Source organism: Pseudanabaena sp. UWO310 (assembly GCF_006861605.1).
GTDB lineage: Bacteria > Cyanobacteriota > Cyanobacteriia > Pseudanabaenales > Pseudanabaenaceae > Pseudanabaena.
This window is the reverse complement of sequence record NZ_SELU01000027.1, coordinates 1-11,898: the sequence shown is the minus strand read 5'-3', so window position 1 is coordinate 11,898 and position 11,898 is coordinate 1. Positions and strand designations below refer to the sequence as shown.

The window sequence follows — 11,898 nt, the reverse complement described above, 5'->3', positions numbered from 1 at the left end:
CATTAATGTTTGACGTTTTCCAAAATCGCGCCATCCAGCTTGACTGCATGGAGATCGGTATTGCTTAGGTCAGCTTCTTTCAGTCTTGCTCCATTAAAGTTCGTTTTTCGCAACACTGCCCCACTCAGGTTTGCCCTAGTTAAATTTGCCCCACTCAGGTTTGCCCCACTTAGCTCCGTATCACATAGTTGGGCATGACTTAAATTTGCCCCATTAAGATTTGCCCCACTCAGATTGGCATCGGTCAGATCGGCATTGGTTAAATCTGCACCACTCAAATTTACCCCCATCAAATTGGCATTACGTAAAACTGCCCCACTCAAATTCGCCCCACTTAGATTAGCTAGACTGAGGTTGACCGTACTGAGGTTTGCCAGACTTAAGTTCGTGCCGCTAAGATTGGTCATGCAGAGGGTAACATCTTGGAATGTCGCCAAACTGAGGTTCGATCCGCTCAGATTAGCTAGAGTTAGGTTAGCTTCGCGCAGATTTGCCCCAACTAAGTTAGAACCGCCCAAATTTGCTAGGCTCAGGTCAGCACCGCTGAAGTTGGCTTTGCTTACTTCAGCATAGGCAAGATTCGCTTCTACAAGATCGATTTGCAAGCGATGCTCTTGCGATCGCCATGTATTCCAGCAACTTACCCCTTGTTGCAATTGTGTTATATGTTCTTGATTTGCCAAGACCTTGGCTCCATTGTCAGTGCGTCTATGTATAACAATTCAGAAGAAAAATTCAGAAGAAAAATTCAGAATGAAAATTCAGAATGAAATCTAAATAAAATCCAAAACCTAGCAATTAGCTCCCCCCTCCCAATGTCGATTACCGTTGATTACCGATGACTGCTGCCTTGCCATTCAAGGATGGTTATTGTGTGGCTTTGCCCCAAAATAACCATCCTTGAATGGGTGGAAAGGCAGTAACATCTTGTTTGATAATAAATTAACAGTAATCCAAGACCGAAAAGTTTGGCATAGTTATGACAATTCGCAACATATAGTGGTATATCTCAGTTATTGATGACAAATTGGTGATTGTAGATGAGCAAAATCACTGTGTTAGAGGGAATAGGTCTATCAATATGAAATCCTTAGGAATTTCTGCTAAAGGGAGTTGGACAGGGGCGATCTGCATCGTAAGCACCATTTGTCTGGCTGGTTTTACCTTCAGTGATTTTGGTGGCTCTACAGCGATCGCTCAGCCTATGGGTTCTACGCAAACCTGTCCGCAGCTAACCAATCGCCGCTATGTGGTCATATTGGATCGTGCTGCCAACCAATTGCCCCAGTTACCCGAATTTCTTGCCATTGCCGCGGCTCCTTGCAGTTATCTCAATACTTCCATGACCTTCTTTGGTGGATTTGATAATGCCCAGTCTTCTACGTTTCGGGCAAATCAACTGCGAGAGTTAGGGCTGGATGCGGTGATTCATTCTTTTTCCGCTAAGGTCAATGATGTTCCTGCTAACTTACAGGCTGCCGTGATTTTAGTGGAAATGAGCAAAGATCCGAATCTGGAAATGCAACAGGTACAATCTTTATCAGGAAAGAGTACTTTACTGGCGACTTTTAATAATCGTTCGGTCATTTTAGCTGCGCCCCTATCGAGCCAACAGAGTGCCAATGCGATCGCGGCAAAGCTGCGGGGGCAGGGACTAGGCGCTCAAGTAATTGGGGCATCTTTGATTGCTTCTCCTACCGCCTCTACAAATACAAATACAAATACAAATATAAGTACAAATACAAATACGACCGCAAACTCAACGGGATCGTTACCCACTAATTCTGTTCCCATCTCCAGCCAATCAAAGCCCACCACAGGAACGGGTACAACTATCTATCGTGTTCTCGTTCCCAATGCCAATGCGAATACCTTAGCGCAGGTACGTGAACTGGCTCCTGATGCTTTTGTGACTATTTTTAAAGGGAAATCTTACATTCAGGTACGCACCTATAGCAATCGGAGCAATGCCCATCGCGAACGCGATCGCCTAAATGCTCGCTTTGTTGGCACGATTCTACTCCAAGATTAAAGTTAACGATTAATCCTATGGCATCTGGTTTTTTACCTTCGGGTAATAATAATTTACCAACCTATACGGTGCGGGTAAGCGATCGCGCCAAATCAGTGCGCCTTTCTCTTTCGGTAGAAGCTGGCTTAGAGGTGGTGATCCCCGCAGATTACGATCGCCAGAACATTCCCGAACTGATTCAGAAAAAAAAAGATTGGATTGCCCGTAATCAACTCAAACTCGATCAGCGTGAAGCCTTCTTTCAATCTCAATCGCCCCATCAATTGCCTGACAGGATCAATTTGCGATCGCTGGGTGAGGAATGGCAGATTGAATATTCTCCGACCTTTACTAAATCGGGGGCGATCGCCATCCAAGAAAAAAGGAATGAGTTAAAGTTAGTGGTCAATGGCAATATTACGGATGTCGAAGCTTGCAAATTTTTTCTGAAGCAATGGTTGATGAAAAAGGCAGAAAACCATCTATTTCGGTGGTTGCGCAAAACCAGTCTTCGCCTTGAGTTACCCTATCGAACTACCGCCGTGCGTAATCAAAAGACTCTATGGGGGAGCTGTTCTCGCGATCGCAATATTAGTCTCAACTACAAGTTACTTTTTCTTGAAGCGAATGTCGTGGAGTATGTGCTGATTCACGAGCTTTGCCATACCGTCCATATGAATCATTCGGATCGGTTTTGGAAGTTAGTGAGCAAGTTTGAGCCTAATTATAAAGCCCTAGATAAATCGCTGAATCATGCATGGCAATTGATTCCCGCTTGGCTTAATTGTTAAGGGCTCATACCAAAAGAGGATTGCCGTGCGGAGCGCGGCAATCCTCTTTTTAAAACCCTAAAACCTGCGCCGCAGGTTTTATACCAATTCCCAAAAGTGTGGCTACAGTTTTGGGAATTGAAAACCAAACCCAGTAAGGGTTTTAAAAGCACAAAATGGCGTAGCCATTTTGTGCTTTGGTATTAGATCTGGATTTTAATTATGCTGAGGTACTTATAGCTGCCGCCAGTTTTGTTAGGACAAAATCAAAACCCCAAAGAGAGTTGCCGCGCTCCGCGCGGCAACTCTCTTTGGAGTTTTATGTCCTGATACAGTTGGCGGCAGCTATAGATAAATTCTAAGAAATATGAAGATTATACTTAGCGATCGCTATCCTCTCCCTATTTGGGCTTGACTCATGCCATAGCTTTATTTGTAGACTTTGCAGCAGTCTTGTTGGATATTCAATGCGATCGATCTCACAACCGACGTGTAAATCCAAGTCTATGGTGATTTTGACTTAAGTACTATACTGACATCTTGAAATCAATAAAATTAAAATAAAATTGAGGTCTTAAATTTATGACAGAAACAAAGCCAAATTTACTACCACTTATTGGTGGCGCGGCTGTAGTTGTCGCTGGTGGCGTAGGTGCTTACTTTTTCTTCAACAAACCGACCATTACACCTACTGCTAGTGGTTCGGGAGCCCTAACAGTCGTCCCCAAACAGTCATTGATGGCAATGTCTCTGTCAACGGATGGGGAATCCCTATCAAAAATAGAGCAGTTCCTCTCGCCAGAGACCAAAAAACTTTACGATGATGCGATCGCCAAGGTAAAGACCAACCTTTCCACGGGTGACTTTGACTATGAAAAGGATGTCAAGCCTTGGATTGGTAAAAATGTTACCATCGCCATTCTCCCCTCCACTAAAACCGCCAGTCTCTTACCGCGCACCCAAGCTGCTGCCCCAGTTCGCTACGTTCCAATGAGCGATACAGGTTCGGTACAATTCGTCCAAGACAAAGTTACCTCTGATACAAAAGTCGTTCCCAATATTTTGGTGGTAGTTGAGGTTAAAGACAAGGTAGGCGCTGAGAAGTTCTTGACCGATAAGGTTAAAACTAAAGCGGGTGGCAAGGAAAAACAATCCGAGTATAAAGGTATAAAAGTCACCCAATATGGTGAAGGCACGAATGCCAGTGTTACGGCAATGGTCGGTGATTACTTGATCGTCACACCTCAAGAGCAAACTACGCAAAAGGCGATCGATACTTTCAAAGGCGAAGCTTCCCTAGCTGGCTCCGTAGGTGCTGACGATCTCAAAATTCAAAACCCCGTCTTCCAAGTTTTTGTTCCCAACTTTGGCGAATCTATCGTGCAATTGTCAGCACTAAGCCCCGAACCACAGACCATTCCTCCCGAATCATTAGAGCAGTTGAAAAAGGTGAAATCTCTGAATATGGGTTTCGGTATCGATGATGCAGGTATTCGCTTTAAAGCTCTTGGTAAATTTGATCCTGACGCAATTGCCGCTCTCAAAAATTCACCCAACAAGGTCATTGCTCAGATTCCTTCTCAAGCATTCATGGTGATCAATGGTTTTAATATCAACAGTTCTTGGGAACAATTTGTCAAGTCAGCCGAAAAAGCACCCGAAGTCAAGAAAAGCATTGATGACGCGCGTACTCAATTGAAGTCTTCGCCATTGGCTCTAGATCTTGATAAGGATATCTTTGGATGGATGGATGGTGAATATGCGATCGCCCCTATTGAGGGTAAACCAGAGGGAATTTTAGCCCAAACCCAAGGACTCGCACCTTTGCTACTGATCCAAACCACGAAGCGTGCTGCGGGTGAATCCCTACTGGCGAAGTTGGATGATTTTGTTGCTAAAAACGGCGGTAAGGTCAGCAAAAAAGATGTTGGCGGAGTTGCGGTGACGGAATGGTCAGCCCCAGGCGCTCCTGGAGCGATCGTATCTCACGGCTGGAGCCAACAGGATGTAGTGTTTCTCACAGCTTCTCCGATCGTATCGCTATTCGTGCCCAAGCCTACTACTGCGATCGATGGTGATGCCACCTTTAAGTCAGTGATTAGTACTCTTCCTACCAGTAATGTTGGCTATTTCTATATCGATGCCGATAAAACTTGGAATATTGTCCAAGCCTTCATGCCTGCTGCGGAGAAAGCCAAAACTCCTCCAGAAGCTAAGGCTCTGATTGAATCTATCCGTGGTTTGGCGATTACCGCTACCTATCCCAATCAAGACACCGCATCCGTTGAAGCCATTCTCGCTCTCAAGAAAGGCGGCAAGTAATTAGCTAAGCCCGCAATCTGTGGTGCAGGCTCAGCCTACACCACAGATTATGGCTCTGGTTTTTAATTAACGTGAGTTCGGGTTAAACTGGCAAATTTCAAAATCCCAAAAGTAAAAGCCTTGCTGCGCAAGGCTTTTATACCAAATCACAAAATGGCGTAGCCATTTTGTGATTTTAAAACCCTTACTGGGTTTGGTTTTCAATTCCCAAAAGTGTAGCTACACTTTTGGGAATTGGTATTACTTTTGGACTTTTAGAAAAGGTTTGCATAGCGAACCTTTTCTAAAAGCCCGTTTCAAATTATCCCGAACTCACGTTAATTAAAAAGCCTAGAAGAGCGTACCTCCCGCTACGCGGGAGGTACGCTCTTCTAGGCTTTTTAATTTATAGCTACAGTCACTTGAATGAGGACAAATCAAACCCCAAGAATTGACTGGCGGCGCGAAGCGCCGCCAGTCAATTCTTGGGGTTTGGAATAATACAAAAGGCTTATAAAGTGTGGCTTTTGTATTGTTCCAAATATCTCTTGCCCCAAAGATGCATGGCTTCTAACACGGGTTGTAATGTTTTACCTAAAGCCGTAAGAGAATATTCCACCTTAGGCGGGACTTGCATATACACCTCGCGATGCACTAATCCATCTCTCTCCATTTCGCGTAATTGTTGAGTAAGCATTTTTTGAGTAATGCTATGCAAATTGCGATGTACCTCGCCAAAGCGCTTGGTGCCATTAAATAATTCGTGTAAAATCAAGACCTTCCACTTGCCACCGATCGCTTCCAATGTCGCTTCCACAGCACAGCTCGTTTTCCCACCTTGGTAAGAGGCGCTATCATCATTTTCGGCTAAGGGTTTAATAATAAAAGTATCAGTGTATTGCTCCATAGTATCCTTTTGGTATGTACCTTACAAAAAAGTACATACTTTACGTAAAGAGTGCAAGCCAATTATAGTTGGTTTGTCATTAACCAACGCATTTGGGAAAAATAATGAGCGCACCGAAGATTGCTGACAAGAAGCCTGTTGTATTGGAACTGGAACCAAAAACTTATTATTGGTGTACCTGTGGCGAATCTGCCAATCAGCCTTACTGTAACGGCGCACACAAAGGTACCGAGTTTACACCGCTAGCCTTTGAAGTAACGGAAACCAAGACCGTTGCTCTGTGTCTCTGTAAACATAGTGGTAACGCTCCATTCTGTGATGGCGCACATGCGAAACTCTAATAAGTAGTTCAGCATATTTGACTCTGGGTTTATAGTAATTTCCGATCAAAAGACCCACTAGAAATTTTTTAAAAGTGTTGCTTCGCAACACTTTTAAAAAATTTCTAGGTTTGGATTCGATCGCAAAATGCTGTAGTTATGCTTAGCTACTTAGAGTACTTTTCATAATCATTCAATCATTAATCATTCAATCATTAGAGGGAAAAAAATATGTTGACTATGCGCAAATCTGAAGAGAGAGGTCATGCAAATCATGGTTGGCTTGATAGCTATCACACTTTCTCTTTCTCCAGTTATTACGATCCGCAGCATATGTCTTTTCGCTCGTTGCGGGTAATTAATCAAGATCGGATTGCTGGTGGCAAAGGTTTTGGAACTCATCCCCATCGAGATATGGAAATCATTACCTATATGCTAGATGGAGCCTTGGAGCATAAGGACAGCATGGGTAATGGCTCGATCATTCGCGTTGGTGATGTACAGAGAATGAGTGCAGGCACGGGAATTACCCATAGTGAATTCAATCATTCACCGACGGAAATGGCTCATTTATTACAAATATGGATTTTACCGAATCAAGAAAATGTTACACCTAGTTACGAACAAATCTCTTTTTCTAGAGAAGAAAAGCTCAATCAGTTGCGGTTGATTGCCTCCGCCGATGGGCGCGATCGCTCGGTCACAATTCATCAAGATGCGGATATATATGCTTCTATTCTCGAAGATGGCGCAGAGATCACGCATACAGTGAGGCAAAATCGCTATGCATGGATTCAGGTGGCAAGGGGCAGTCTACTCGTAGGCGATCGCTTGTTGAAGGAAGGTGATGCAATTTCTAGTGATGTTTTTGGTGATTTGAAGTTGACTGCCCAAGGTAATGCTGAATTGCTGATTTTTGATTTGGCTTAACTATAGTTCAAGATGAGTGGCGGCGCTCCGCGCCGCCACTCATCTTTGGGGTTTTATGTCCTAAGCAAACCTTATACCAACAAACTTTTTGAAAGTGTTGCGAAGCAACACTTTCAAAAAGTTTGTTGTGGTTCTTTTCAGCGGACGGGACATTGTTAGTGATATAGCTGCCGTCACTGGACATAGGACAAATCAAACCCCAAGAATTGAGTGGCGGCGCTCCGCGCCGCCACTCAATTCTTGGGGTTTATATCCTAGTGCAATTGGCGACAGCTACAATCAATTTCAAGATTTAGCACAGGGTTGATATAGGCTGATCGCCTCATAATCACATTTCCAAGGAGATAATCGATCTATTTCTTTTTTGACATAGCGTGAAGTTTTGGTAATCCATCCTGCTAGATATTGAGGATCGGGGTGTTTGATTTGCTCGATCACTTGAGATTCCACTCGTATGATGTAAGGGTTTGGTATAGTTCCCCATAGACTAGACTGAATTTTACCTTCCTGTTCTAATATCTGAAAGCGTAATTGCAAAGGAATGTAACTATGATTGCGAATGATTAAATCTTTATAGCCGTAGGCGACAGCGGCATCTTGACCTAGGGGATAAAACCTTGACTCTCCATAGGCATCAATGCTGTGACAATGCCGTTCTAAAATTTCGCAACCTCCATAAAGTAAAGTATTAAAAATATTGGTGGCGATCAGACATAAACCGCCCCCCGCATCTACTAAGACTTGACCATTGACAAATACAGGAGCTTCGCGAAATCCCTTAGACTTAGTCGGGTTGCCAATGCGATCGCTAAAGCTAAAAATTTTTTGGGGGGCAAGATTCAAACAATGGATACGTTCGGCAGCAAGTTTTAAATTCCAAATTCGATTAGCGCGAATTTCTGATGTACCGCGATCGGGAATAGAAGTTGTGAATTCTGTCCATTTATGCGAATAGCGATCGAGAGCATTAGGTTCTTGCTGATTTGCATAATGGAATGGATATCCTTTAACTAAAGCTTTAGTATATTTAAGGCTATTACGGATTGGCTTTTTCAAATTTTGCCAGACTTGCTGCATGTCCTAGCTCCTCAAATTTAAATTTTCACCTAGCTTTAGTTCCTGAACTAATTCTTGCATACAATCTTGCATAAGTAATACCAATCCCCAAAATGGCATTGCCATTTTGGGAATCTTAAAACCTTACTGGGTTTGGTGTTTAATTCACAAAAGTGTTGTCACACTTTCGTGAATTGGTATAACTGGGCATAGAGCATACCGCCCGCGTAGCGGGCGGTATGCTCTTCTGGTTTTTAAGTTTACTTATGCCTAGCTACTTAGTTACAGTGGTACTCCGCGCCGCCAATCTCTGATTGAATTTTATGGGCTCGTCTTGGGAAATAGCCATGAAATTGGTACAATGTCGATACAAAACTAGGTAGTGCTAAATAGGTAATGATGGGCGGCGCGAAGCGCCGCCCATCATTACCGTATGAATCCTTTCCTGTTGAGGACTACTCAAAACTGATAATGAATAATTCAGTATTCTTAATAGTTGAATAGTAGTCAAATAATAGTCAAATAATAGTCAAATATCTAGAGACGTTTAACACCTGTGGGCGCAATTAACCAGACTAAAGATCATTCAAAAGATCGGTCAAACTTCCAATCAGAATCTAAATACTTAGATAAGAAGCCCAAAATTGTATTGACGGGTGGAGGCACTGCTGGTCATGTTAGTCCCAATCTTGCCTTGATTTCTAGTCTTGAGGCTGAAGGATGGGAAGTTGTCTATATTGGCTCTGAAAACGGTATTGAAAAAAAGCTAGTTGCGGAAGCTGGTATCCCTTATTATGGCATCTCATCGGGGAAATTACGGCGCTATTTTTCTTGGCAGAATTTCATCGATCCGTTTAAGGTGATTAAGGGCATCTTCGATGCTTATGGGGCGATCGCCAAAATTAAACCTAAGGTGGTGTTTTCTAAAGGGGGATTTGTGACCGTTCCCGTGATCTTCTCCAGTTGGTTGCAACGAATTCCTGTCATTATCCATGAGTCCGATTTCTCTTCAGGTTTAGCCAACCGTTTATCAATTCCTTTTGCTACGAAAATCTGTGTTACCTTTCCCGAAACTGCGAAGGCGTTAGCGAAATATGATGCCAAAGTCAAGCATACGGGCTTGCCCATTCGTCCCGATATTCTGCAAGGTAAGGCCGCCAGAGGTCGTGAACTTTGCGGATTTAATCTTGATTTACCAGTTCTGTTTGTGGTAGGAGGTAGTACGGGATCGGCAAAAATAAATCAAGCTGTGCGTTCGATTTTATCTTCTCTTACGCAGAAATACCAAGTTGTCCATGCTTGCGGCAAAGGGAATATCGATACTAATCTCGAAGGACATCCGAACTATCGGCAATTTGAGTATTTAGGAACGGAACTTGCGGATATTTTAGCGATCGCTGATTTAGTGGTGTCCCGATCGGGGGCTAATGCGGTCTTCGAGTTTCTGACTTTACGCAAACCGCATTTACTAATTCCCCTATCAAAATTATCCAGTCGAGGCGATCAGATTCTTAATGCTCAGTCTTTTCAGACTCGTGGCTATAGTGCTGTCCTGTTAGAAGAAGACTTAACTAGTGAGAGTTTATTAAAGGCGATCGCCGATCTCGATCTGCATCGCGATGAATATATCCAAAACATGAATCAAAGCGAGGCAACTAACGCGATCGCGCAGATCACGACTTTAATCAAAGGATTTCAATAGCTAGAGCATGGCGGCGCAATAATCAGACCAGAGTAGCGCAATACTTGCTATGCGAGTAATGCGCTACTCTGGTTTTATGCCAAATTAAGAAATGGCGTAGCCATTTCTTAATTTGAAAACCCTTACAACTACTGATCGCAGGGTGCGATAGGATTAAAAGCATTGCTTTGAGATTTATAAATGAGTATTTCGGCTGAAGATATTAAAAAATTAAAACAAGAAGTTGGTATAGCTGCCGCGCAACGAGTAAAGTCAGGTATGGTTGTGGGCTTGGGTACTGGCTCTACGACTGCTTTCGCGATCGAGGAGTTAGGTAGAAGGCTAGCGGCGGGCGAACTAACCGATATCGTGGGCATTCCTACGTCATTCCAAGCGTCGGTATTGGGCAAAAAATATGGCATTCCTATCCGCAGTCTCGATGATGTCGATCGCGTTGATGTCGCGATCGATGGAGCAGATGAAGTCGATCCTCACAAAACCTTAATTAAGGGCGGTGGCGCGGCTCACACTCGCGAGAAAGTGGTTGATTCGTTAGCGACATTGTTTATCGTTGTGGTCGATGAATCAAAGCTAGTCGATAAGCTGGGTTCAACTTTTGCCGTACCGCTCGAAGTCTTGCCGATGGCAATATCCCCTGTAACTAGAGCTGTTGAAAAATTAGGTGGTAAGCCCGATCTGCGGATGGGGATTAAAAAGGATGGACCCGTAATTACCGATCAGGGCAATATGGTTTTAGACGTAACTTTTGAGGCGATCGCCGATGCTGCCGAACTTGAAAAAACTCTAAATAATATTCCTGGAGTTGTGGAAAATGGGCTATTCGTAGGTGTAACCGATCTCATCCTCGTGGGTGAATTTAAGGACGGCAAACCTCAAATCCGTGAAATTTCTTAAGCATTTTGATACGCCCTTCCCACTAATACCAATTTCCAAAAGTGTGGCTACACTTTTGGAAATTGGTATAAAAACCAAGAAATAGCGGTGCGGGGCTTTGCCCCGCACCGCTATTTCTTGACCAAAAAGATAGGAGGGGCTTTGCCCCTCCCATCTTTTTGGTTTTATAACTTTTCACCACTAATAATAAACATAGGACTAACTGCGGCGAAGACTTGACGATTGCCGCGAGTTTCTAAGCGGTTGACTGAGGATTGCACCACTTCCACATTTCGCGCTTGTAGTTTGGCAAAGCTCTCGGAAATTGCATATAACCCTTCTAAACTATTGGTGGTTGCGATCGCTCTTCCATCGACCTTTAACCTTTCCCAGCAATATTCCAGAATTTCTGATACCGATCTCCCACCCTCAATACAAATGCGATCGGGTTCTGTTGTCAGGCTCGTTAGACATTCAGGCGCACTGCCAATGTTAATTTCGACATTATCAATTCCAAACTTCTGACAATTTTTGACGATCAAGCCCGCAACATCCTCATCACGCTCGATCGCGACGATTTTACCTCTGGGGCATAGCAATCCTGTCTCAATGGGAATAGTTCCTGTGCCCGCTCCAATATCCCACAGCACCGAGTCCACTCTAAGACGTAGTTGTCCGATAATTAATAACCTCGTTTCGCATTTGCTCATGGGAATGCCAGGCAAGCGATCAAATAATTCGTCTGGGATGCCAGGGGTAACGTATGACCAGATAGGTTCAGGCATGATGAGCTTGGCGCACTAGATGATTAAACATGCTAAATATAACGTTTTTCTACCCTAAAAATTGCTGGTTCTAAAAAGGAAAGGATTTACAGCGCTTTGCGCTCAAACCCAAACCAAGGGAATTTTTGAAAGCTTTGCGAAGCAAAGCTTTCAAAAATTCCCTTGTGGTTCGTTTGATCGATAATTGCTGTATATGGTGGAGATGGGCGGCGCGAAGCGCCGCCCATCTCCACCATTCCTTGT

The 11,898-nt window shown here is 43.6% G+C and carries 11 protein-coding genes; 7 read left to right on the top strand and 4 right to left on the bottom strand.

Annotation, left to right across the window (positions count from 1 at the left end):
• Positions 1–2: 2 nt before the first annotated feature.
• Entirely contained in the window at positions 3–683 is a 681-nt protein-coding gene (locus tag PseudUWO310_RS10720) for a pentapeptide repeat-containing protein (protein ID WP_009625264.1), read from the bottom strand.
• 398 nt (positions 684–1,081) lie between these two features.
• On the opposite strand from PseudUWO310_RS10720, the gene PseudUWO310_RS10715 reads away from it, so the two are divergent.
• The 3 genes from PseudUWO310_RS10715 to PseudUWO310_RS10705 all read left to right on the top strand — a co-directional run bounded on the left by PseudUWO310_RS10715 (position 1,082) and on the right by PseudUWO310_RS10705 (position 5,103).
• Entirely contained in the window at positions 1,082–2,032 is a 951-nt protein-coding gene (locus tag PseudUWO310_RS10715; protein WP_142600960.1) for a hypothetical protein, read from the top strand.
• Between the two features lie 17 nt (positions 2,033–2,049).
• Positions 2,050–2,802, top strand: coding sequence for a M48 family metallopeptidase (locus tag PseudUWO310_RS10710; RefSeq protein ID WP_142600957.1), 753 nt, complete (start codon positions 2,050–2,052; stop codon positions 2,800–2,802).
• Between the two features lie 561 nt (positions 2,803–3,363).
• Positions 3,364–5,103, top strand: a complete 1,740-nt coding sequence (locus PseudUWO310_RS10705; RefSeq protein ID WP_142600954.1) for a DUF3352 domain-containing protein — start codon at positions 3,364–3,366, stop codon at positions 5,101–5,103.
• 490 nt (positions 5,104–5,593) lie between these two features.
• On the opposite strand, the gene PseudUWO310_RS10700 is transcribed toward PseudUWO310_RS10705, so the two are convergent.
• Positions 5,594–5,989 (bottom strand): winged helix-turn-helix transcriptional regulator, encoded by a 396-nt coding sequence (locus tag PseudUWO310_RS10700; RefSeq protein ID WP_223805618.1) that lies wholly within the window; start codon positions 5,987–5,989, stop codon positions 5,594–5,596.
• 104 nt (positions 5,990–6,093) lie between these two features.
• Between PseudUWO310_RS10700 and PseudUWO310_RS10695 the strand changes: the two genes are divergently transcribed.
• Positions 6,094–6,330, top strand: a complete 237-nt coding sequence (locus PseudUWO310_RS10695; protein WP_142600952.1) for a CDGSH iron-sulfur domain-containing protein — start codon at positions 6,094–6,096, stop codon at positions 6,328–6,330.
• A 210-nt stretch (positions 6,331–6,540) separates the two neighbouring features.
• Positions 6,541–7,239, top strand: coding sequence for a pirin family protein (locus PseudUWO310_RS10690; RefSeq protein WP_142600950.1), 699 nt, complete (start codon positions 6,541–6,543; stop codon positions 7,237–7,239).
• A 285-nt stretch (positions 7,240–7,524) separates the two neighbouring features.
• Here the strand turns inward: PseudUWO310_RS10690 and PseudUWO310_RS10685 are convergent, their stop codons facing one another.
• Positions 7,525–8,316 carry a VanW family protein gene (locus tag PseudUWO310_RS10685; protein ID WP_142600947.1) on the bottom strand — a complete coding sequence of 264 codons (792 nt, stop codon included), beginning with the start codon at positions 8,314–8,316 and terminating at the stop codon, positions 7,525–7,527.
• A 622-nt stretch (positions 8,317–8,938) separates the two neighbouring features.
• On the opposite strand from PseudUWO310_RS10685, the gene PseudUWO310_RS10680 reads away from it, so the two are divergent.
• Both PseudUWO310_RS10680 and rpiA read left to right on the top strand, forming a co-directional pair.
• Positions 8,939–9,997 carry an undecaprenyldiphospho-muramoylpentapeptide beta-N-acetylglucosaminyltransferase gene (locus tag PseudUWO310_RS10680; protein WP_142601067.1) on the top strand — a complete coding sequence of 353 codons (1,059 nt, stop codon included), beginning with the start codon at positions 8,939–8,941 and terminating at the stop codon, positions 9,995–9,997.
• Positions 9,998–10,177: 180 nt separating this feature from the next.
• The gene (rpiA, locus tag PseudUWO310_RS10675) at positions 10,178–10,891 is read left to right on the top strand and encodes a ribose-5-phosphate isomerase RpiA (protein ID WP_009627039.1); all 714 of its coding nucleotides are present in this window, start codon (positions 10,178–10,180) and stop codon (positions 10,889–10,891) included.
• 164 nt (positions 10,892–11,055) lie between these two features.
• On the opposite strand, the gene cbiT is transcribed toward rpiA, so the two are convergent.
• Positions 11,056–11,655, bottom strand: a complete 600-nt coding sequence (cbiT, locus tag PseudUWO310_RS10670) for a precorrin-6Y C5,15-methyltransferase subunit CbiT (protein WP_142600945.1) — start codon at positions 11,653–11,655, stop codon at positions 11,056–11,058.
• Positions 11,656–11,898 lie beyond the last annotated feature (243 nt).